Raw genomic sequence first — 21,802 nt, forward strand, 5'->3', positions numbered from 1 at the left:
CGAAGTGTGCGGTTCAGAGCCGCCCTCCTGCATGTCTCGAATGGACGGAACAGCCATGGCCGCGACGCCGGAACAGCCGTCCCCTGCCACGCCCCGCCGCAAGGTGAGCCGTCACCGCGGCGAGGGCCAGTGGGCCAGGGGCCACTTCACTCCGCTCAACGGCAATGAGCAGTTCAAGAAGGACGACGACGGTCTCAATGTGCGGACACGCATCGAGACGATCTACTCCAAGGCCGGGTTCGACTCGATCGACCCCAACGATCTGCGCGGCCGGATGCGCTGGTGGGGGCTGTACACCCAGCGCAGGCCCGGGATCGACGGCGGCAAGACCGCGATCCTGGAGCCGGAGGAGCTGGACGACGAGTACTTCATGCTGCGGGTGCGGATCGACGGCGGCCGGCTCACCACGGAGCAGCTCCGGGTCATCGGCGAGATCTCGCAGGAGTTCGCGCGCGGGACCGCCGACATCACCGACCGGCAGAACGTCCAGTACCACTGGATCCGGATCGAGGACGTCCCGGAGATCTGGCGGCGCCTCGAAGCGGTCGGGCTCTCCACCACCGAGGCGTGCGGTGACACGCCCCGCGTGATCCTCGGCTCGCCGGTCGCCGGGATCGCCGAGGACGAGATCATCGACGGCACGCCCGCCATCGACGAGATCCAGCGCCGGATCATCGGCAACCCCGACTTCTCCAACCTGCCGCGCAAGTTCAAGTCGGCCGTCTCGGGATCGCCGTCGCTGGACGTGGCCCACGAGATCAACGACATCGCGTTCGTCGGGGTGAACCACCCCGAGCACGGCCCCGGCTTCGACCTCTGGGTGGGCGGCGGGCTCTCCACCAACCCCAAGATCGGCCAGCGGCTCGGCGCGTGGGTGCCGCTCGACGAGGTCCCCGACGTCTACACCGGGGTCATCTCGATCTTCCGTGACTACGGCTACCGCCGGCTGCGCACCCGCGCCCGGCTGAAGTTCCTGCTCGCGGACTGGGGCGCGGAGAAGTTCCGCCAGGTCCTGGAGGACGAGTACCTGGAGCGGAAGCTGATCGACGGACCCGCCCCGGAGCAGCCGCTCCAGCGGTGGCGGGACCACGTCGGGGTGCACCGCCAGCGCGACGGGCGTTTCTACGTCGGGTTCGCGCCGCGCGTCGGCCGGGTGGACGGCGTGAAGCTGACGGAGATCGCCGCGCTCGCCACGGCACACGGCTCGGGCCGGCTCCGTACCACCGCCGAGCAGAAGATGATCGTCCTCGATGTGGCCGAGGACCGGGTGGACTCCCTGGTGGCCGGTCTGGAAGCGCTGGACCTGCGGGTCAAGCCCTCGCCGTTCCGGCGCGGCACGATGGCCTGCACCGGCATCGAGTTCTGCAAGCTGGCGATCGTCGAGACCAAGGAGCGCGGCGCCACCCTCATCGACGAGCTGGAGCGCCGTATCCCGGACTTCGACGAGCCGATCACCATCAACATCAACGGCTGCCCCAACGCCTGCGCCCGTATCCAGACCGCGGACATCGGTCTCAAGGGCCAGCTGATGCTGGACGGGGACGGCAAGCAGGTCGAGGGCTTCCAGGTGCACCTGGGCGGCGCGCTGGGCCTGGAGGCCGGATTCGGCCGCAAGGTCCGGGGGCTGAAGGTCACCTCGAAGGAGCTGCCCGACTACGTCGAGCGGGTGCTCGGGCGCTTCGCCAAGGAGCGCGAGGACGGCGAGCGCTTCGCCACCTGGGTCGCCAGGGCCGACGAGGAGGCCCTGTCGTGAGCGAGCGCGCGGCCCCCTTCTACTGCCCCTACTGCGGCGACGAGGACCTGCGCCCCGGCGAGCAGGGGCACGGCGCCTGGGAATGCGGGGCATGCAACCGGGCCTTCCAGCTGAAGTTCCTCGGGCTGCTCGCGCGGGGGCTCCAGCGGAATGACGGAGGGGAAGAGACGTGACGGCACTGACGGAGACCGACGATCCCAGGGCGCTCGCCGAAGCGGCGGGGCGTGCCCTGGAGGACGCGTCGGCCCTGGAGATACTGACCTGGGCCACGGACACCTTCGCCGCGCGGTTCTGCGTGACCTCCTCGATGGAGGACGCGGTGGTCGCCCATCTCGCCTCCCGGGTACGGCCCGGCGTGGACGTGGTGTTCCTGGACACCGGCTACCACTTCCCGGAGACCATCGGGACCCGGGACGCCGTGGACGCGGTGATGGACGTGAACGTGATCACGCTCACCCCGCGGCAGAGCGTCGCCGAGCAGGACGCCGAGTACGGCCCGAAGCTGCACGACCGCGACCCGGACCGCTGCTGCGCCCTGCGCAAGGTCCGCCCCCTGGAGGAGGGGCTGACCGGATACGACGCCTGGGCCACCGGGCTGCGCCGTGACGAGTCGCCGACCCGGGCCGGCACCCCGGTCGTCGGGTGGGACGAGAAGCGCGGCAAGGTGAAGGTCTCGCCGATCGCGCGCTGGACGCAGGACGACGTGGACGCGTACGTGCTGGAGCACGGGGTGCTCACCAACCCGCTGCTGGAGGACGGTTACGCCTCGGTCGGCTGCGAGCCGTGCACCCGCCGGGTCCTGGCGGGCGAGGACGCGCGCGCCGGCCGCTGGGCGGGCCGGTCCAAGACCGAATGCGGGCTGCACTGATGACGGGCCGTCAGGCAGGTGGCGTCCGGCAGGAAGACGATGTCCGTCAGACAGACGGTATCCGTCAGGCAGACGACGTCCGTCAGGAACGCGGTGTCCGCCGGGAACACGACGTGGAGGAACGGTTGAGCGCGACGGAGCAGGGCGCCACGGTCTGGCTCACCGGCCTGCCGAGCGCCGGCAAGACCACCATCGCCACCGCGCTGGCCGGGCGGCTGCGCGAGGAGGGCCACCGGGTGGAGGTGCTCGACGGCGACGAGATCCGGGAGTTCCTCTCCGCGGGCCTCGGCTTCAGCCGCGCGGACCGGCACACCAACGTGCAGCGCATCGGCTTCGTCGCCGAGCTGCTCGCGGCCAACGGCGTCAAGGCACTGGTCCCGGTGATCGCCCCGTACGCGGACAGCCGGGAGGCGGTACGCAAGCGCCACCGGGCCGAGGGCACGGGCTACCTGGAGGTGCACGTGGCCACGCCGGTCGAGGTGTGCTCCGTACGCGATGTGAAGGGCCTGTACGCCAAGCAGGCGGCCGGCGAGCTGACCGGGCTGACCGGGGTGGACGACCCCTACGAGGCACCCGAGGCGCCGGACCTGCGGATCGAGTCGCACACGCAGTCCGTCGAGGAGTCCGCCGCCGCACTCCACGCACTGCTCACCGAGAGGGGTCTCGCGTGACCACCACCGTCGCAGCCGTCACCGAGGGCACGGACGCCCCGTACGCACTGAGCCACCTGGACTCGCTGGAATCCGAGGCGGTCCACATCTTCCGTGAGGTCGCGGGCGAGTTCGAGCGGCCGGTGATCCTCTTCTCCGGCGGCAAGGACTCCATCGTCATGCTGCATCTGGCGCTGAAGGCGTTCGCGCCGGCGTCGGTGCCGTTCTCACTGCTGCACGTCGACACCGGGCACAACTTCCCCGAGGTCCTCGCCTACCGCGACCGTACCGTGGCCGAACACGGGCTCCGGCTGCACGTCGCCTCCGTACAGGAGTACATCGACGCCGGAAAGCTGCGCGAGCGGCCCGACGGCACCCGCAACCCGCTGCAGACCGTGCCGCTCACGGAGAAGATCCAGGCCGAGCGGTTCGACGCGGTCTTCGGCGGCGGGCGGCGCGACGAGGAGAAGGCGCGCGCCAAGGAGCGGGTGTTCTCCCTGCGGGACGAGTTCTCGCAGTGGGACCCGCGCCGCCAGCGCCCCGAGCTGTGGCAGCTCTACAACGGCCGGCACGCCCCGGGCGAGCACGTCCGGGTCTTCCCGCTCTCCAACTGGACCGAGCTGGACGTCTGGCAGTACATCGCCCGCGAGGGGATCGAGCTGCCGGAGATCTACTTCGCGCACGAGCGCGAGGTGTTCCGCCGCGGCGGGATGTGGCTGACCGCCGGTGACTGGGGCGGCCCCAAGGAGTCCGAGACCGTCGAGAAGCGCCTGGTGCGCTACCGCACGGTCGGCGACATGTCCTGCACCGGCGCAGTCGACTCCGACGCCACCACGCTCGACGCGGTGATCACCGAGATCGCCGCCTCCCGGCTGACCGAGCGCGGCGCGACCCGCGCCGACGACAAGATGTCCGAGGCCGCGATGGAAGACCGCAAGCGCGAGGGGTACTTCTAGCCATGCCGAGCACACACACGCACACCACCGGCCCGTTCGGCGGGGCGCTCGCGGCGACCACACTGCTGCGCTTCGCCACCGCGGGCTCCGTCGACGACGGCAAGTCCACCCTCGTGGGGCGGCTGCTGCACGACTCCAAGTCGGTCCTGACCGACCAGCTGGAGGCCGTCGAGCGGGTCTCGCTGGGCCGCGGCCAGGAGGCGCCCGACCTGGCGCTGCTCACCGACGGGCTGCGCGCCGAGCGCGAGCAGGGCATCACCATCGACGTCGCCTACCGCTACTTCGCCACGCCCCGGCGGCGGTTCATCCTCGCCGACACCCCGGGCCATGTGCAGTACACCCGGAACATGGTGACGGGCGCGTCCACCGCCGAGCTGGCCGTGGTCCTGGTCGACGCCCGCAACGGGGTGGTCGAGCAGACCCGCCGGCACGCCGCGGTGGCCGCGCTGCTGCGCGTCCCGCACGTCGTGCTCGCCGTCAACAAGATGGACCTGGTGGAGTACGCGGAGCCCGTCTTCGCCTCGATCGCCGAGGAGTTCACGGCGTACGCGGCCTCCCTCGGCGTCCCCGGCTGGGGGTCTGGGGGGAACCCCCAGGACAAGTGGTGTACGGCGATACCGATCTCGGCGCTGGCCGGGGACAACGTCGTGGAACCGTCCGCGCACATGGACTGGTACGGCGGCCCGACGGTGCTGGAGCACCTGGAGACCGTCCCGGTCAGCCACGACCTGACCGGCTGCCACGCGCGGCTGCCCGTGCAGTACGTGATCCGGCCGCAGAGCGCCGAGCACCCCGACTACCGGGGGTACGCGGGCCAGATCGCCGCGGGCACCTTCCGGGTCGGCGAGGACGTGACGGTCCTGCCGTCGGGCCGTACGTCGAAGATCGCCGGGATCGATCTGCTGGGCGAGCCGGTGGACATCGCCTGGACCCCGCAGTCGGTGACGCTCCTCCTGGAGGACGACATCGACATCTCGCGCGGCGATCTGATCGTGCCGACCGGCGACGCGCCCGCCACCACCCAGGACGTCGAGGCGACCGTCTGCCATGTGGCGGACCAGCCGCTCGGGGTGGGCCAGCGGGTGCTGCTGAAGCACACCACCCGTACGGTCAAGGCGATCGTGAAGGACATCCCGTCCCGGCTGACGCTGGACGACCTCTCCCAGCACCCGGCGCCGGGGCAGCTCGTCGCCAACGACATCGGCCGCGTCGTCGTGCGGACGGCCGAGCCGCTGGCGCTGGACGCGTACGCGGACTCACGGCGTACCGGATCGTTTCTGCTGATCGACCCCGCCGACGGGACGACGCTGAGCGCCGGGATGGCGGGCGAAGCCTTCGCGGAAGGTACCGCCGCGGCCGCCGCGACGCCGGCCGACGACGAGGGCTGGGACTTCTGATGGCGGGCGTTCCGCACGACGTCTACGCGACGTTCGCGAAGGAGGGCGGCCGGGTGGGCAGCGGCGCCCTCGGCGCTGGGACGGGCGGGGTGTCGCGATGTGCGTGATGACGTACGCGCACCGCTCGCGCGCCCGTATGCCCCACCGGCCACACCCGCACCACTGGTATCGACGAAGATCTGCCGACCTCCCGGCCGCGCCCACCTGTCCGGTCCATCCGACCAGGGCGTGAGCACCGGGACGACGAGAGGAACCCCTCCCGTGCCTGCCTCCCGCACCGCGACGCGCCGCCGCCTGGCCGCCGTAGCCGCCCTGCCCCTCCTCGCCGCCGTGCTCTCCGCCTGCGGCTACGGCTCCGCCGCCGACTCCTCCGAGGAGTCCACCGCCGCCCCCACGGGCAAGGCGCTGTCGGCCGACACGGTACGGCTCGGCTACTTCCCGAACCTCACACACGCCACCGCGCTGGTCGGCACCGAGAAGGGCCTGTTCCAGAAGGAGCTGGGCGGCACGAAGCTGTCCACCACCACCTTCAACGCCGGGCCCTCCGAGATCGAGGCGCTCAACGCGGGCTCCATCGACATCGGCTTCATCGGCCCCTCCCCCGCCATCAACGGCTACACCCAGACCGCCGGCAAGGGGCTGCGCATCATCGGCGGCTCCGCCTCGGGCGGTGTGAAGCTCGTCGTCAACCCGGCGAAGATCAAGACCCTCGCCGACGTCAAGGGCAAGAAGATCGCCACCCCGCAGCTCGGCAACACGCAGGACGTGGCGTTCCTCAACTGGATATCCGAGCAGGGGTGGAAGGTCGACGCGCAGTCCGGCAAGGGCGATGTCTCCGTCGTCCGTACCGACAACAAGATCACCCCGGACGCCTACAAGGCCGGGGACATCGACGGCGCGTGGGTGCCGGAGCCGACCGCCTCCAAGCTGGTCGCCGAAGGTGCGAAGGAACTCCTGGACGAGTCGACGCTCTGGCCCGACCAGCAGTTCGTGATCACCAACATCATCGTGCGGCAGGCGTTCCTGAAGGAGCACCCGGACGTCGTCGAGGCGTTCCTGCGCGGTTCGGTGAAGACCAACGAGTGGATCAACGCCAACGACGCCCAGGCGAAGGCCTCGGCCAACGAGGCGCTGAAGAAGCTCGCCGGCAAGGCGCTGCCCGCCGAGGTGCTGGACCCGGCGTGGAAGTCCATCAAGATCACCGATGACCCGCTGGCCGCGACGCTCCGCTCGGAGGCGGACCACGCGGTCAAGGCCGGACTGCTGAAGAAGCCCGACCTGAACGGGATCTACGACGTGGCGCCCCTCAACAAGGTGCTGAAGGCCGAAGGGAAGACCGAGGTCGCCGACGCGGGACTCGGCGCCCCGTAGCCCCGTACACCGTGCTCCCCACCTTCCGAGTCAACACCCTGCCGAATCCACACCCTGCCGAATCCACACCGTTCCCAGGAGGTGACGACCGTGGCATCCACTCTCGCCAAGGCCGCCGAGGCCACCCCGGCGGTGGACCACGCCGCCCGTATCGCGCACGTCTCGAAGTCCTTCGCGACGCCCGCCGGGCAGCAGCTCGTGCTGGACGACATCACCCTCGATGTCGCACCGGGCGAGTTCGTCACCCTCCTGGGCGCCTCGGGATGCGGTAAGTCCACGCTGCTCAATCTGGTCGCCGGGCTCGACCGGCCGTCCGCCGGGGCCATCGAGACGCCCGGCGGCCGGCCCGCGCTGATGTTCCAGGAGCACGCGCTGTTCCCGTGGCTGACCGCGGGCAAGAACATCGAACTGGCGCTGCGGCTGCGCGGCGTCGCCAAGCAGGAGCGGCGCGCCGAGGCGGAGCGGCTGCTCGGGCTCGTCCGGCTCGAAGGGGCGTACGGCAAGCGGGTGCACGAGCTGTCCGGCGGGATGCGTCAGCGCGTCGCGCTGGCCCGCGCGCTCGCGCAGGACAGCCAGCTGCTGCTGATGGACGAGCCGTTCGCGGCGCTGGACGCGATCACCCGGGACGTGCTGCACGACGAGCTGACCCGGATCTGGCGGGAGACCGACCTGTCGGTGCTGTTCGTCACGCACAACGTGCGTGAGGCGGTACGGCTCGCGCAGCGCGTGATTCTGCTGTCCTCGCGGCCCGGCCGCGTGGCCCGGGAGTGGCGGGTGGACATCCCGCAGCCGCGCCGTATCGAGGACACCGCCGTCGCGGAGCTGTCCGTCGAGATCACCGAAGAACTGCGTGGGGAGATCCGCCGCCATGGCCAGCACTGAGACGGCGTCCGGCCAGGACGCGCCGCGGGACGCGGCGGAGCAGGACACCGCCGAGCGCGGCGCGGCGCCCCGGGGCGGCGCGGCGCACCACAGCGATCTGGCCGGTCTGGAGGCCGGGCTCGACGCGCTGGACACCGTACAGACCGGGCGGGCGCCGCTGCGCCGGACGCTGGTCGCCAAGGTCCTGCCGCCGGTAATCGCCGTCGCGCTGGTGCTGGTGGTGTGGCAGGTACTGGTGTGGGCGAAGGTGACGGACGGCTACAAGCTGCCGTCGCCGGGCGCGGTGTGGGGCGAGGTCTCCGACGCGTGGATGCAGGGCACCCTGCTCGGCTACATCTGGACCAGTGTCTCGCGCGGGCTGCTGGGCTTCCTGCTGGCGCTGGCGATCGGCACTCCGCTGGGGCTGCTGGTGGCCCGGGTGAAGTTCGTCCGCGCGGCCATCGGCCCGATCCTCTCCGGGCTCCAGTCGCTGCCCTCGGTGGCATGGGTGCCGCCGGCCGTGATCTGGCTCGGTCTGAACGACTCGATGATGTACGCGGTGATCCTGCTCGGCGCGGTTCCCTCGATCGCCAACGGGCTGGTCTCCGGCGTCGACCAGGTGCCGCCGCTCTTCCTGCGCGCCGGGCGCACCCTGGGCGCGACCGGGCTGCGGGGCACCTGGCACATCGTCATGCCGGCCGCGCTGCCCGGCTATCTGGCGGGGCTGAAGCAGGGGTGGGCGTTCTCGTGGCGCTCGCTGATGGCGGCGGAGATCATCGCCTCGTCGCCCGATCTCGGTGTGGGGCTCGGACAGCTGCTGGAGAACGGCCGGACGGTCGGCAGCATGCCGATGGTGTTCCTCGCGATCTTCCTGATCCTGATCGTCGGGGTCGCCATCGACCTGCTGATCTTCAGTCCGCTGGAGCGGCGGGTGCTGCGCGGGCGCGGTCTGCTGGTGAAGAGCTGATGCCAGGACCTGTGCCGGCGCGGTCCCTGGTCCGCCGCCTCCTCCCGTACCGCGAGCCGCCGCCCGTGCTGCTGGTCGTCGCGCACGGCAGCCGCGACCCCCGGCATGGAGCGACGGTGCGCGCGCTGGCCCGGCGGCTGCGCGCGCTGCGGCCGGGGCTGCGGGTGGAGACCGGCTTCCTGGACTTCGACACCCCGTCGGTGGGCAGCGTGCTGGACCGGCTCGCACGGGAGGACGTACGGGACGTGGTGGCGCAGCCGCTGCTGCTGACGCGCGCCTTCCACGCCAAGTCCGACATCCCCGCCGTGCTGCGCGCGGCGGAACAGCGCCATCCGCGCCTGCGGATCCGGCAGGGCGAGGTGCTCGGCCCGTCGCCGCTGCTGGGCGCGGCGCTGGAGCGGCGGCTGTACGAGGCGGGCCTGACGCCCGCCGACAAGAGCTCGACCGGGGTCGTCCTGGCCTCGGCGGGCTCCTCCGACCCGGAGGCGATCGCAGTGATCGCTGAAATCGCGCGGGAGTGGCGGGGCACCGGTTGGTGCGCCGTGCGGCCTGCGTTCGCCTCCGCATCCCTGCCCCGTACCGAGGACGCGGTACGGGCGCTGCGCGCCGAGGGCGTCCGGCGGGTGGCGGTGGCGCCGTACGTCATCGCCCCCGGCAGGCTCCCCGACCGGATCACGGCGGGCGCGCGGGCGGCGGGCGCGGACACGCTGGCCGAGGTACTGGGCGCGGCGCCGGAGGTGGCGAGGCTGATGCTGCGTCGCTTCGACAGTGCCGCCAGTGCCGCCGGTGCGACCAGCACGGCCGGTACGGCCGGCACGACCGACAGGCCGGCGCTGGCGCGGCCCGCGTAACGGGGCCGACGGGCCGGGCGCGCCGGGCCGGACCCGTCAGGCGTCGATCAGCGCCGTCAGGTCCGCCACGCTCATCGAGCCCGCCGCGCGGCGTTCGCGCGCGAAGGTGTTGGCGACGCGCTGGAGTGTGTCGTTGACCGGGGTGGGAACGCCGTGGAGCCGCCCCAGCAGGGCTATCTCCCCGTTCAGATAATCCGCCTCGATCGTGCCCGTGCCCCGGCTGAGGCTCTGCCACGACGAGCCGTGGCCGCGCTCGACACCGCCCGCCGGGTCGAAGGTGATGTGGTCCGCGCGCGTCTCGGCCTGCTCCTCGGGGCCCACGTACGCGATGCCCGCCGCGTCGAGGACGGTCGCGCCCTCCGCCGTGGCCCGCCGTATCAGCTCCCAGCTCTCCTCGCCGGTCGCGCCGGTGACGGCGTCGATCGCGTTGGCCAGGTTGGAGAGCAGTTTGGCGTACTTCCAGCGCATCACGTCCGGCACGACCGGGGCGAGGAGTCTGCCCTTCGCCAGCCCGGCGGCGATCGCCGTGGCCGTCGCGTCCGTCCCCGACGGGTACCGGCCGATGTGCAGCATGCCGGTGTACGGGGCGCCTCCGGCGCTCACCGCACCCGGTTCGACATACGTCGAGGGCAGCCAGACGCACATCGCGTACACCTGCCGGAAGCGCCGCAGGGCGAGCCGCTCGCTCTCGACCCCGTTCTGCGCGCAGACCAGCGGCAGCACCTCGCCCGCCGTACCGCCGCCCGCGACCGGCCGGGCCGACCAGGCGTCCAGTGCGGCCGTGCTGTCCTGGGTCTTCACGGAGAGCAGCAGGACGTCGTCCGGGTGTAGTTCGAGCGCCTCGGGTCCGTCGACCACCGGCAGCCGGTGCGCGCGGGTGCCCTCGGGGGTGGTGAGCCGCAGGCCGTGCTCGCGCAGCGCCGCGTGGTGCGCGCCCCGGGCGACGAGGACCACGTCCTGGCCCGCCTCGGCCAGCCGGCCGCCCACGCTGCCGCCGACCGCTCCCGCCCCGATGATGACGTAACGCATCCCGAACCCCGTTCCCCTACGACGCCTTCAGCATAGGCGAGCCCTGTGACACCACCGTGAGCGGCGTCACGACTGGGCCTCCTGCGCGCCGGGTATAACGACGGGACCGTCCTCGCAGGTGGCGCAGGACACGACTCGACACCCGACCCGACCCGACCCGCGAAGGATCCCCACCGTGCGACTTGTGCTTCTGGGCCCGCCCGGCGCCGGCAAAGGCACCCAGGCCGGCCTGCTCGCCGCGAAGTTCGACGTGCCGCACGTCTCGACCGGAGATCTGTTCCGCACCCATGTCGCCGAGGAGACCCCGCTGGGTCTGGAGGTGCGCGAGTATCTGAGCGGCGGTGAGCTGGTCCCCTCCGAACTGACCGTCGCCCTGGTGGCGGAACGGCTCGGCGCGGCGGACGCGGCCCGGGGGTTCGTGCTCGACGGCTTTCCCCGCAGCGTGGTGCAGGCGGACGCGCTGGCCACGATCCTCACCGGGCTCGGAAAGCGGCTGGACCGGGTGCTGGAGTTCCGGATCGACGACGAGATCGTCGTCCGCAGGCTGCTCGCGCGCGGACGCGCCGACGACACCGAGAGCGTGATCCGGCACCGGCTGCGGGTCCACCACGAGCAGACCGAATCGCTGCTCGCCTACTACGCGGGACACACCGCCGTCATCGACGCGCTGGGCGAGGTCGAGGACGTCGCGCGGCGCGTGCTCGACAGCCTGGGCGAATAGGCCGGATCGGAGCCTGGTCGGGGGCCTGGTCGGGGGCCTGGTCGGGGGCCCGGTCGGGGGGCTGCCCGGAGGGCCGACAGGCGGTCCGGTGGACCGTCCGCCGGTCCTCACCGAGCGGCCCGGGCGGCTGTGTGGCAGGTGTAACTCTTCAAACGCGTTCGACGTGACCTCCGGGTAACGGACACTTCGTACGGTCAAGTGCCCGACGTCCCACGCCCCCGCACCCCGCCCCGCGCACCGCCCCCTACGCCCCACCACGGACCGCCGGACCCGGACGACCGGCCCGGAGCCCCGGGCCGCCGGATCCCGGATCCGTGTCCACGAAAGAGGCCGCCCGTGACCGCATCGCCTCCCCAGGACGGCTCCACCGCCACCGCCACCCAGCTGCGGACCGTCTGTTCGTACTGCGGTGTCGGCTGCGGGATCCTCCTCGACATCGGCGCGGGCCCCGACGGGCGCAGGAGCGTTCTCAAGGCGTCCGGCGACCCGGCCCACCCGGCCAACCGCGGCCGGCTCTGCACGAAGGGCGCGACCTCCGCCGCCCTGCTCACCGCCCCCGGACGGCTGACCACCGCGCTGGTACGGGCGGAGCGCGGCGGCGAGCCCGTACCGTCCCCGACGGAGGCGGCGGTCAAGGAGACGGCGCGGCGGCTGCGCGGGATCCTCGACGAGCACGGCCCGGACGCGATCGCGTTCTACGTGTCGGGGCAGATGAGCCTGGAGGCGCAGTACCTCGCCAACAAGCTCGCGAAGGGGTTTCTGCGCACCAACAGGATCGAGTCCAACTCGCGGCTGTGCATGGCGAGCGCGGGCAGCGGCTACAAGCTGTCGCTGGGCGCGGACGGCCCGCCCGGTTCGTACGAGGACTTCGAGCACGCGGATGTCTTCCTCGTCACCGGCTCCAACATGGCCGACTGCCATCCCATCCTCTTCCTGCGCCTCATGGAGCGGGTCAGGGCGGGCGCCAAGCTGATCGTGGTCGACCCGCGGCGCGGCGCCACCGCCGCCAAGGCCGACCTCTTCCTCCAGATCCGGCCGGGCACGGACCTCGCCCTGCTCAACGGGCTGCTGCACCTCCTCGTCGAGAACGGCCGCACCGACCCGGAGTTCATCGCGGAGCACACCGAGGGGTGGGAGGAGATGCCCGCCTTCCTCGCCGACTACCCGCCCGCGAGGGTCGCGGAGATCACCGGCATCCCGGAGGCGGACATCCGGCGCGCGGCCGAGTGGATCGGCGGCGCGGGTGAGTGGATGAGCTGCTGGACGATGGGACTGAACCAGTCCACGCACGGCACCTGGAACACCAACGCGCTGGTCAACCTGCATCTCGCGACCGGGGCGATCTGCCGTCCCGGCAGCGGCCCGTTCTCCCTCACGGGCCAGCCCAACGCCATGGGCGGGCGCGAGATGGGGTACATGGGCCCCGGGCTGCCGGGCCAGCGGTCGGTGCTGGTGGCGGAAGACCGGGCGTTCGCCGAGGAGTTGTGGGGCGTCGAGCCGGGGACCGTACGGGCCGACGGGTTCGGCGAGGGCACAGTGGACCTGTTCCGGCGGATGGCCGAGGGCGACGTCAAGGCGTGCTGGATCATCTGCACCAACCCCGTCGCGTCGGTGGCCAACCGCAGAACGGTCATCGAGGGTCTGGAGCGGGCCGAGTTCGTCGTCACGCAGGACGTCTTCGCCGAGACCGAGACCAACGCGTACGCGGACATCGCCCTGCCCGCCGCCCTGTGGGCCGAGTCCGAGGGCGTCCAGATCAACTCGGAGCGCACGCTCACCCTGAGCCGGCAGGCCGTGGAGCCGCCGGGCGAGGCCTGGCCCGACTGGCGGATCATCGCCCGGGTCGCCTGCGAGATGGGGTACGAGGACGCCTTCGGCTACGCGAGCGCCGAGGAGATATTCGAGGAGATCAAGCGCGCCTGGAACCCGGCGACCGGCTACGACCTGCGCGGGGTGAGTTACGAGCGGCTGCGCCGGGCCCCCGTCCAGTGGCCCAGCGCCGCCGCCGACGGCCCCGACCGCAATCCGGTCCGCTACCTCAACGACGGCGTCAGCCAGACCCTGGCCGAGCGCCCCGACGGCAGCAGGCCGCGGCTCTCCTTCCCCACCGCCTCCGGCCGGGCCGTGTTCCACGCGCGCCCGCACCTGCCCGCCGCCGAACTGCCGGACGACGACTTCCCGTACGTCCTGAACACCGGCCGGCTCCCGCACCAGTGGCACACGCTGACCAAGACGGGCAAGGTCGCCAAGCTCAACAAGCTCAACCCCGGGCCCTTCGTGGAGATCCATCCGTCGGACGCGCGGGAGCTGGGGATCGGGGAGGGCGACGCGGTGGAGGTGGCGTCGCGGCGGGGCCGGGCCGTGCTGCCCGCCGTGGTGACCGAGCGGGTACGGCCCGGGGGCTGTTTCGCGCCCTTCCACTGGAACGACCTGTTCGGGGAGTACACCTGCGTCAACGCGGTCACCAACGACGCGGTCGACCCGATCTCCTTCCAGCCGGAGCTCAAGGTGTGCGCGGTGTCGCTGACCCGGCTCGCCGCCGCGCCCGCCGCCGCGCCGGCCACCGCCCCCGCCGTGCTGACGGACGACCCCCCGGCGGGACGCGACGGGAGGGTGGCGGAGCTGGCGGCGGTGTTCGGTACGGACGGTCTGACGCCGCCGGTGCTGAGCGACGAGGAGCGCCGCTATCTGGCCGGGTTCCTCGCGGGGCTGGGCGCGACGACGGGAACGGGCGGGGCGGTGGGACCGGTGGCCGGTGCGGGCGGCGGCGTCACTTCGGCACTGTCGGCGCCGTCGGCGCTGCCGGTGCTGCCGGTGCACGCGCCGTTCGCCCCGGCGCACGCCCTGTGGGTCAACGGTGTCCTCGCCGGGATGTACTCCCGTACCCCGGCCACCGCCTCCCGGCCCGCCACGGGCTCACCCGGCTCCCCCGGCTCCCCCGCCCGTGAGGTCGTCGTCCTGTGGGCCTCGCAGACCGGGAACGCCGAGGAGGCCGCCGCGCTGGTGGTACGGCGGCTGGCGGAGGACGGACACGCGGCGCGGCTGCTCAGCATGGACGACACGGCTCCGGACGCGGTCGGGCGCGGCGCGGATCTGCTCGTCGTGACCAGTACGTTCGGCGACGGCGACGCCCCCGACAACGGCACCGGGTTCTGGGCGGCCCTCAGCGCGCCGGGCGCCCCCCGGCTGGACGGCGTGCGGTACGCGGTGCTGGCCCTCGGCGACTCCTCGTACGACGACTTCTGCGGCCACGGCCGCCGGCTCGACGCGCGCCTCGACGAGCTGGGCGCCGTCCGCCTGGTGCCCCGTACCGACTGCGAGCCCGAGTACGAACAGCCCGCGGGGCAGTGGCTCGACCACGTCCGCGCGGCGCTGCGTACGGAGCCGGGGGCCGACGGCGCGGGGACCGCCGAGGGCGCGGGAACCGCCCAGACGGTGAAGGCAGCGACGGCGGAGGCGGCGCCGCCCGCGGGCAGCCCCGCGCCGCCCGCGGCCACCCCCGCACCGGTGTCGGGGCCCGGCAGGGCCGCGTCCGCCACCGCGCGGCTGACCGGGAACCGGCTGCTCAGCCTCCCGGGCGCCACCAAGGAGGTGCGCGAGTTCACGTTCGACACCGGCGACAGCCCCGTCCCGCTGGTCTACGAGGCGGGTGACGCGCTCGGCGTGCAGCCCCTCAACTGCCCCGATCTCGTCGCCGAATGGCTCGCCGTCACCGGGCTCGACCCCGCCACCTCCGTCGAGCTGCCGGGCCCCGGGGAGGTCGCGCTCGGCGAGGCCCTGCACCGCCATCTCGACATCGCCGCGATCACCCCCGGGCTGCTGCGGCTCGTCGCGGAACGCACCCACGACCGCACCCTCAAGAAGCTGCTGCGGCCGGACAACAAGGGCGAGCTGGCCCAGTGGGCCTGGGGCCGCCAGTGCGTCGACGTCATCGCCGAGTACCCGGTACGGGCCACGGCGGAGGAGTGGACGGCCGCCCTCACCCGGCTGCGGCCGCGCCTCTACTCCATATCGTCCAGCCCTCTGGACGACCCCGCGCTCGTCCGGCTCACGGTCTCCGTGGTCCGGTACGACAACCGCCACGGCCGGCCGCGCAAGGGCGTCGCGTCGGCCTTCCTCGCGGACGCCGCGCCCGGCAGCCCCGTGGCGGTCCACGTACGGCGCTCCCCGCACTTCCGCCCGCCGGCCGATCCGGCGACCCCCATGGTGATGGTGGGCCCCGGCACCGGCGTCGCCCCCTTCCTCGGCTTCCTCCAGGAGCGCCGGGCCCGCGGCCACCGGGCCCCGAACTGGCTCTTCTTCGGCGAGCAGCGGCACGCCACCGACTTCTACTACCGGGAGGAACTGGCCGGGCTGCGCCGTGACACCACCCTGACCCGGCTGGACACCGCCTTCTCGCGCGACCAGCGGGCCAAGGTCTACGTCCAGGACCGGATGCGCGAGCATGGCGGCCGGCTGTGGTCCTGGCTCCAGGACGGCGCCCACTTCTACGTGTGCGGCGACGCCTCCCGGATGGCCAAGGACGTGGACCGGACACTGCGCGAACTCGCCGTGGCCCACGGGGGTCTGGACGAGGACGGGGCGGCGGCGTACGTCAAGCGGCTCGCCGCCGAGAAGCGGTACGTACGCGACGTCTACTGACCCCGCGAGCACCGGTCCCGCGGCCGGACACCGTCCGGGGACGGTCGGATACCGTCCAGGAATGACCGAACAGCAGACCGAGCACCCGACCGCGGACCCGACCCCGGACCCGGCCTCGGACCCGACTCCGACACCGGACCCGGCCTCGGACCCGACTCCGGACCCGATCGCGGAGACCTTCACACTGGGCGGCGGACTCCCCGTACGGCGGCTGGGGTTCGGTACGGCGCAGCTCACCGGGCCCGGCTACTGGGGCCCGCGCGGCGAGCGGGCGGACGCCGTCGCCGTCCTGCGGCGTGCCGTCGAGCGCGGGGTGACCCTGATCGACACGGCGGACAACTACGGGCCGGATCTGGCGGAGGAGCTGGTCGCGGAGGCGCTGGCGCCGTATCCGGCCGGGCTGACCGTCGCGACCAAGGGCGGCGTCGTACGGACGAGCGCCCGTGCCTGGCATGTCGAGGGCCGTCCCGAGCGGCTGCGGGCGATGTGCGAGGCGAGCCTGCGCAGGCTGCGTACTGACACGATCGGCCTGTATCAGCTCCACCGGCTGGACCCGGCGGTGCCGATGGAGGAGCAGTTGGGAGCCCTGGACGAGCTGCGGCGGGAAGGGAAGATCCGGTACATCGGCCTGGACACCATCACCGCCGAGCAGTTGGAGCGGGCGCTTGCGCTGACCGGGATCGCCTCGGTGCAGAACCGTTTCAACCTCCTGGACCGCGCGTCGGCGGAGGTGCTGAAGCAGTGCGAGCGGCACGGGCTCGCGTTCCTCCCGTGGTTCCCCCTGGCCAACGGCGCGTTGACGGGTACGGCGGCCTCGGCGCTCGATTCCGTCGCCGGGCGCCATGGCGCCACGCGCGGGCAGATCGCCCTGGCCTGGCTGCTGCACCACTCCCCCGTGCTGTGTCCGACCCCGGGCACCGGTTCGCCGGTCCACCTCGACGAGAACCTGCGCGCCGCGGAGGTCCGGCTGTCCGCCGAGGACCTGCGCGTCCTGGACGCGCTCGCCTCACCCGCCCCGCCCGACCGGGGCCCGGCCGATCACTGACACCGCGGGCACCCCGGTCAGGCGGTCACCTTGGCCAGGAACGCGGCGACGTTCGCCACGGTCCGCCCGATCCGCTCCTCCACCGTGAGCGACTCGGGGAGCCGCGAGCCGGCGCCCGCGTCCTTCTTCCCGCGCACGTACAGCGAACAGGCGAGGTCGCCGCACATGTACGTGCCCACCGAGTTGCCCTGCTGTCCGGCCTTCCCCGCCTTGGGGGCGACCATCAGACAGACGCCGCCGGTGTGGAGGGTCAGGCACATCGAGCACATGCTGCGCCGCGTCTGCCAGGAGGCGGGGCTGGGCGAGCGCAGCGCGAGGGCCCGGAGGCGGCCGTCCAGCTCGATGGCGAGGTAGGCGCGGTCCGGCGCCTGTGGATCCCGCCAGCCGAGGTAGTCCAGGTCGTCCCAGGGCCGGTCGACCAGGTCACGCGGTACGGACAGGCGCTTCGCCTCGCCTTTGGTGCAGTTCACGAACGCGGCACGGATTTCCTGCTCGGTCAGCGGCTTCATGACGAGTAAGCTAATTTGCCTAAAGCTTATAGGCAAATGCATAATCGAATCAGGCTGATGAAGGAGGGGTTATGGCACGTGCCGGACTGACCACGGAACGCCTCGTCCGGGCCGGCGCGGAGCTGGCGGACACGGTCGGCTTCGACCAGGTGACCCTCTCGGCGCTCGCCCGGCAGTTCGACGTCAAGGTGGCGAGCCTCTACTCGCACCTGAAGAACTCCCACGACCTCAAGACCGGGATCGCCCTGCTCGCGCTGGAGGAACTCGCCGACCGGGGCGCGTCCGCGCTGGCCGGGCGGGCCGGCCGGGACGCCCTGACCGCCTACGCGGACGTCTTCCGCGACTACGCCCGGGAGCACCCCGGCCGCTATGCCGCCGCCCAGTACCGGCTCGACCCGGAGGCCGCGGCGGCGAGCGCCGGGGGCAGACACGCGCAGATGACGCGGGCGATCCTGCGCGGCTACGACCTGCCGGAGCCGGACCAGACCCACGCCGTACGGCTGCTGGGCAGCGTCTTCCACGGCTTCGTCAGCCTGGAGCTGGCCGGCGGCTTCAGCCACAGCGCTCCCGACTCGGCGGAATCGTGGTCCTGGACGCTCGACCGCCTCGACGCGCTGCTCCGGAGCCGGCCGGCGCCCTGAGCCGGACGCCGTTACGGACACCAGGCACCGGACACCAGGCCGGACACCGGACACCGTCACGACATCCCGTATCCGGCCCTCCGATCAACAACAGGTTGAGACCCATGAACGCCGAGGACATGAAGCCCGAGGACATGAACGCCCAGGACGCACTGATCACCACACCCGTCACCGCGGAACTCCTGCGCGGTGCCCTCGAAGTGGAGCGCACCGAGCACGGCGTGCTGCCGCACCGGCTGCCCGCCGGGGCCCGCGCCCAGTACGCCGACGCGCAACTCGCCATGGCCGAGTCCCAGCCCTCCGGCGTACGGCTCGCCTTCCGCACCCGGGCCACCGTCCTGGAGCTGGACACGCGGCGCACCAAGCGCGTCTACGTCGGCGCCCCGCCCCGTCCCGACGGCGTCTACGACCTGCTCGTGGACGGGCGCCCCGCCGGCCGGGCCGGGGTGACCGGCGGCAACACGGTGACCATCGACATGGCCACCGGGTCCGCGCGGACCTCGTACGGCCCGGTCGGCACCCTCCGCTTCGACGGCCTGGCCGAGAGTGTCAAGGACATCGAGATCTGGCTGCCGCACAACGAGACCACCGAACTCGTCGCGCTGCGCACGGACGCCCCCGTCGAGCCCGCGCCGGACCGGGGACGTCCGGTGTGGCTGCACCACGGCAGTTCGATCAGCCACGGCTCGGACGCCGCGAGCCCCACCACCACCTGGCCGGCGCTGGCCGCCTCCCTCGCCGGGGTGGAGCTGATCAACCTGGGCCTGGCCGGCGGCGCCCTGCTCGACCCGTTCACCGCCCGCGCCCTGCGCGACACCCCCGCCGACCTGATCAGCGTCAAGATCGGCATCAATCTGGTCAATGCCGACCTGATGCGCCTGCGCGCCTTCGGCCCCGCCGTCCACGGCTTCCTCGACACCGTCCGGGAGGGGCATCCCGCCACCCCGCTGCTGGTCGTCTCGCCCGTCCTGTGCCCGATCCACGAGGACACGCCCGGCCCCAGCGCCATGGACCTCTCCGCCCTCGGCGAAGGGCGGTTGCGGTTCATGGCCACCGGGGATCCCGCGGAGCGCGCCCAGGGAAAGCTGACGCTGGGTGTCATCCGGGACGAGCTGGCCCGGATCGTGGCCGCGCGGGCGGCCGAGGACCCGCATCTGCACCACCTCGACGGCCGTGCCCTCTACGGCGAGGCCGACTCCGCCGAGCTCCCGCTGCCCGACGGCCTCCACCCGGACGCCGCCACCCACCGCCGCATCGGCGAACGCTTCGCCGCACTGGCCTTCGCCCCCGACGGCCCCTTCAGGAACGACGGACGCTAGGCACTAGTTGTACGGCGTCCCCTGGTGGAAGTAGAGCAGCCAGTGGTCGCCAGTCAGCCGCCAGAGCGAACTGCGGTGGGCCCGGCGGCCGTCGGACTCCGTGTCGAAGGTGAGGTGGACCACGTCCGGGGCGAGCCGTACGCCGCGCATCTTGGAGGTGGTGATCGGCCGTTTGGCGGGCCCACCGAGCGCCGCGAGCGCGGTGATGATCGCGTCGCGCTCCCACTCCCGGCCCGAGGAGCCGAACTCCCGGAAGTCCGGGTGCAGCAGCTCCGCGAGGAGCGCCGGGGAGGCGCGGACGGCCGGGTCGAGGAGGCGCAGTTCGGCGTCGATGGCCGCGGCGATCGCGGAGGTGCGGTCAGTCACGGGAGAGCTCCACCAGTTTGGCGACGGTGTTCCAGTTACGGCTGGTGGCCGTGAGGCCCTTGACCAGGGCGGGCCTGGCGAGCGCCTCGGAGAGCTTGGAGCGGCCGAGGCCGTCGGGTGCGTACAGGTACAGCGCCCGGTCCCCGAGGCGGAACTCCTCCGGGAGGTAGCCGGCCGGATCGAGCGACGCGAACCGCTCGGGGGCCACCGGCCCGGAGAAGCAGATGAGATGGAGCTGCCGGCCCTCCAGCGTCCCGGCCGGAAAGGGACAGGCGCCGGCCACGGCCCGCAGGTACGCGGCGTTCCGTACGAGGCAGTCGACGGTGAAGCCGAAGCGCTCCTCGATGGCCCGCTCCAGGGCGGCGGCGAGGGCGTTCTCCGGGTCCTCGTCGTCGGAGTCGCTGGTGAAGACGGCGTTGCCGCTCTGGAGGTACGTACGGACCCGGCCGTGGCCGAGTCCGGTGAGCAGCGTCCGGAGCTCCGCCATGGGAACTTTCCGGTGGCCGCCGACATTGATTCCGCGCAGGAGCGCCACGTAGGTCGTGGTCATGGGCCCCACGATAGGGCGGGGCCGCGCCCGGGGCACCCGGCGGCGTGCTCCGGGCGCGGGGCCCGCGCGGTCATCGGGCCGGGCCCTGCGGGAGTTCGGCCTCGATGAGGTCGGCCGCCCGGCGGGTGCCGCCCTCCGCGGCCATCCCGGCCTGGATGCCGGCGAGCCTGCGGGCCACCTCCGGATCGGCGGCCAGCGCGAGGACGGCCTCGCGCAGCGCCTCCGGGGTGGCCTCCGCCGTGTCGATCCGGCGCGCGACACCGAGGGCGACGAGTGTGTCGGCGTTGCCGAACTGGTCGACGGCCTGCGGTACGGCGACCATCGGGGTGGCCGTGGCCAGGCCCTCCTGGCTGCCGCCCGCGCCCGCGTGGGTGATGAAGGCGTCGGCCTGCCGGAGGACGGAGAGCTGCGGCACCCAGTCCCGTACCTCGATGTTGGCCGGGATCTCGCCCAGCTCCGAGGCCGCGACGTTCTTGCCGATCTGGAGCACGACATGCCAGCCGGGCAGTGCGCCGAAGGCGGCGACGCATGTCCGGTAGAACGCGGGCTGCTTGGTGAAGGCGGAGCCGAGCGAGACGAGGAGGACCTTCTCCGCCCCCTCGGGCCGCTGCCACTCCCCCTGGTCGGCGCGGTCGCCCTGGCAGGCGCCGACGAAGGTGAAGACGGATTCGTCCACGTCATCGGCCCGGTGCTGGAGGGCCTTGGGGATCAGGACGAGGGAGCGGCCCGGTTCGGCGGCGAGCCGGTCGGGGTCGGTGTGGTGCATGTCCTGGTCGGTGAGCCACTGGGCGAACCGCCTCCGGTACGCCCTGCCGCGCTCCGACTTCTCCAGCTCCGCGAGCATCGGCTCCGCGACCTCTTCGCGGTAGCCGGCCCAGGCGACCATGTGGGTGGAGATCTGGAAGAACGGCACGCCCCAGCGGTGGGCGAGGACGGGCGCCGGGTAGGAGGTGGTGTCGCCGAGGACGAGGTCGGGGCGGTCGTCCTCGAAGGCGGCGGCGAGTTGCGGCAGGGCCTGGATCGCGTCGTCGAGGAACGGCTCCAGATTGTCGATGAGTTCCGTGCCCCATGCCTCGGGGTCGTCGTCCGGGGTGGGCAGGAGGGAGGTGTAGACCACCGGGTGGGCGCCGGTCGCCGCGACCTTCTCCGCGAAGATCTCGGGGATCGCGTAGCTGACGCGGTGGCCCCGGTCGACGAGTTCCCTGATGACGTCGAGGCTGGGGTTCACATGGCCGTGGGCGGCGATGGAGAACATGGCGATGTGGGCGGGCTTGGCTGCGGTCATGCCCTCACAGTAGACGAGACGA

At 72.6% G+C, this 21,802-nt stretch carries 20 protein-coding genes; 15 read left to right on the forward strand and 5 right to left on the reverse strand.

Annotated elements, in window-relative coordinates:
• Window positions 1-55: 55 nt before the first annotated feature.
• The 10 genes from AB0P17_RS06725 (at window position 56) to AB0P17_RS06770 (ending at window position 9,674) form a co-directional block, all read left to right on the forward strand.
• The gene (locus AB0P17_RS06725) at window positions 56-1,753 is read left to right on the forward strand and encodes a nitrite/sulfite reductase (protein ID WP_365808227.1); all 1,698 of its coding nucleotides are present in this window, start codon (window positions 56-58) and stop codon (window positions 1,751-1,753) included.
• Window positions 1,750-1,926 (forward strand): hypothetical protein, encoded by a 177-nt coding sequence (locus tag AB0P17_RS06730; RefSeq protein ID WP_365808229.1) that lies wholly within the window; start codon window positions 1,750-1,752, stop codon window positions 1,924-1,926. Before AB0P17_RS06725 ends, AB0P17_RS06730 begins: the two co-directional genes overlap by 4 nt.
• Window positions 1,923-2,621 carry a phosphoadenylyl-sulfate reductase gene (locus AB0P17_RS06735; protein WP_365808231.1) on the forward strand — a complete coding sequence of 233 codons (699 nt, stop codon included), beginning with the start codon at window positions 1,923-1,925 and terminating at the stop codon, window positions 2,619-2,621. The genes AB0P17_RS06730 and AB0P17_RS06735 overlap by 4 nt, the downstream gene beginning before the upstream one ends.
• A gap of 125 nt (window positions 2,622-2,746) precedes the next feature.
• On the forward strand, window positions 2,747-3,292 hold the full coding sequence (gene cysC / locus AB0P17_RS06740) for an adenylyl-sulfate kinase (protein WP_365808232.1): 546 nt from the start codon (window positions 2,747-2,749) through the stop codon (window positions 3,290-3,292).
• Window positions 3,289-4,227, forward strand: a complete 939-nt coding sequence (cysD, locus tag AB0P17_RS06745) for a sulfate adenylyltransferase subunit CysD (protein ID WP_365808234.1) — start codon at window positions 3,289-3,291, stop codon at window positions 4,225-4,227. The genes cysC and cysD overlap by 4 nt, the downstream gene beginning before the upstream one ends.
• Window positions 4,228-4,229: 2 nt before the next feature.
• The gene (locus AB0P17_RS06750) at window positions 4,230-5,624 is read left to right on the forward strand and encodes a GTP-binding protein (protein ID WP_365808236.1); all 1,395 of its coding nucleotides are present in this window, start codon (window positions 4,230-4,232) and stop codon (window positions 5,622-5,624) included.
• 261 nt (window positions 5,625-5,885) lie between these two features.
• The gene (locus AB0P17_RS06755; protein ID WP_365808237.1) at window positions 5,886-6,995 is read left to right on the forward strand and encodes an aliphatic sulfonate ABC transporter substrate-binding protein; all 1,110 of its coding nucleotides are present in this window, start codon (window positions 5,886-5,888) and stop codon (window positions 6,993-6,995) included.
• Window positions 6,996-7,076: 81 nt separating this feature from the next.
• Window positions 7,077-7,877: an ABC transporter ATP-binding protein gene (locus AB0P17_RS06760; RefSeq protein ID WP_365808239.1), complete on the forward strand. Its 801-nt coding sequence runs from the start codon at window positions 7,077-7,079 to the stop codon at window positions 7,875-7,877.
• Window positions 7,864-8,823 (forward strand): ABC transporter permease, encoded by a 960-nt coding sequence (locus tag AB0P17_RS06765; RefSeq protein ID WP_365808241.1) that lies wholly within the window; start codon window positions 7,864-7,866, stop codon window positions 8,821-8,823. Before AB0P17_RS06760 ends, AB0P17_RS06765 begins: the two co-directional genes overlap by 14 nt.
• The gene (locus AB0P17_RS06770) at window positions 8,823-9,674 is read left to right on the forward strand and encodes a sirohydrochlorin chelatase (RefSeq protein ID WP_365808243.1); all 852 of its coding nucleotides are present in this window, start codon (window positions 8,823-8,825) and stop codon (window positions 9,672-9,674) included. Before AB0P17_RS06765 ends, AB0P17_RS06770 begins: the two co-directional genes overlap by 1 nt.
• A gap of 36 nt (window positions 9,675-9,710) precedes the next feature.
• Here the strand turns inward: AB0P17_RS06770 and AB0P17_RS06775 are convergent, their stop codons facing one another.
• Window positions 9,711-10,703 carry a 2-dehydropantoate 2-reductase N-terminal domain-containing protein gene (locus tag AB0P17_RS06775; protein WP_365808245.1) on the reverse strand — a complete coding sequence of 331 codons (993 nt, stop codon included), beginning with the start codon at window positions 10,701-10,703 and terminating at the stop codon, window positions 9,711-9,713.
• Window positions 10,704-10,878: 175 nt separating this feature from the next.
• Between AB0P17_RS06775 and AB0P17_RS06780 the strand changes: the two genes are divergently transcribed.
• From AB0P17_RS06780 to AB0P17_RS06790, 3 genes are all read left to right on the forward strand, one after another.
• The gene (locus AB0P17_RS06780) at window positions 10,879-11,424 is read left to right on the forward strand and encodes an adenylate kinase (protein WP_365808247.1); all 546 of its coding nucleotides are present in this window, start codon (window positions 10,879-10,881) and stop codon (window positions 11,422-11,424) included.
• Window positions 11,425-11,760: 336 nt separating this feature from the next.
• The gene (locus AB0P17_RS06785; RefSeq protein WP_365808249.1) at window positions 11,761-16,065 is read left to right on the forward strand and encodes a bifunctional nitrate reductase/sulfite reductase flavoprotein subunit alpha; all 4,305 of its coding nucleotides are present in this window, start codon (window positions 11,761-11,763) and stop codon (window positions 16,063-16,065) included.
• Window positions 16,066-16,126: 61 nt separating this feature from the next.
• Window positions 16,127-17,110, forward strand: a complete 984-nt coding sequence (locus AB0P17_RS06790; protein WP_365808251.1) for an aldo/keto reductase — start codon at window positions 16,127-16,129, stop codon at window positions 17,108-17,110.
• 17 nt (window positions 17,111-17,127) lie between these two features.
• Here the strand turns inward: AB0P17_RS06790 and AB0P17_RS06795 are convergent, their stop codons facing one another.
• Entirely contained in the window at window positions 17,128-17,619 is a 492-nt protein-coding gene (locus AB0P17_RS06795; RefSeq protein WP_365808253.1) for an FBP domain-containing protein, read from the reverse strand.
• A 71-nt stretch (window positions 17,620-17,690) separates the two neighbouring features.
• Between AB0P17_RS06795 and AB0P17_RS06800 the strand changes: the two genes are divergently transcribed.
• Together AB0P17_RS06800 and AB0P17_RS06805 are read left to right on the forward strand one after the other, a co-directional pair.
• Window positions 17,691-18,260, forward strand: coding sequence for a WHG domain-containing protein (locus AB0P17_RS06800; protein WP_365808255.1), 570 nt, complete (start codon window positions 17,691-17,693; stop codon window positions 18,258-18,260).
• A 134-nt stretch (window positions 18,261-18,394) separates the two neighbouring features.
• Window positions 18,395-19,579: a GDSL-type esterase/lipase family protein gene (locus AB0P17_RS06805; RefSeq protein WP_365808464.1), complete on the forward strand. Its 1,185-nt coding sequence runs from the start codon at window positions 18,395-18,397 to the stop codon at window positions 19,577-19,579.
• Between the two features lie 3 nt (window positions 19,580-19,582).
• On the opposite strand, the gene AB0P17_RS06810 is transcribed toward AB0P17_RS06805, so the two are convergent.
• From AB0P17_RS06810 to mgt, 3 genes are all read right to left on the reverse strand, one after another.
• Complete coding sequence (locus AB0P17_RS06810) at window positions 19,583-19,945, reverse strand: nuclear transport factor 2 family protein (RefSeq protein ID WP_365808256.1); 363 nt, start codon at window positions 19,943-19,945, stop codon at window positions 19,583-19,585.
• Window positions 19,938-20,495 (reverse strand): DUF1697 domain-containing protein, encoded by a 558-nt coding sequence (locus AB0P17_RS06815; protein ID WP_365808257.1) that lies wholly within the window; start codon window positions 20,493-20,495, stop codon window positions 19,938-19,940. The genes AB0P17_RS06810 and AB0P17_RS06815 overlap by 8 nt, the downstream gene beginning before the upstream one ends.
• Window positions 20,496-20,565: 70 nt before the next feature.
• Window positions 20,566-21,780, reverse strand: a complete 1,215-nt coding sequence (mgt, locus tag AB0P17_RS06820) for a macrolide-inactivating glycosyltransferase (RefSeq protein WP_365808259.1) — start codon at window positions 21,778-21,780, stop codon at window positions 20,566-20,568.
• Window positions 21,781-21,802 lie beyond the last annotated feature (22 nt).

It is taken from the genome of Streptomyces sp. NPDC088124, assembly GCF_040685895.1.
Lineage (GTDB): Bacteria > Actinomycetota > Actinomycetes > Streptomycetales > Streptomycetaceae > Streptomyces.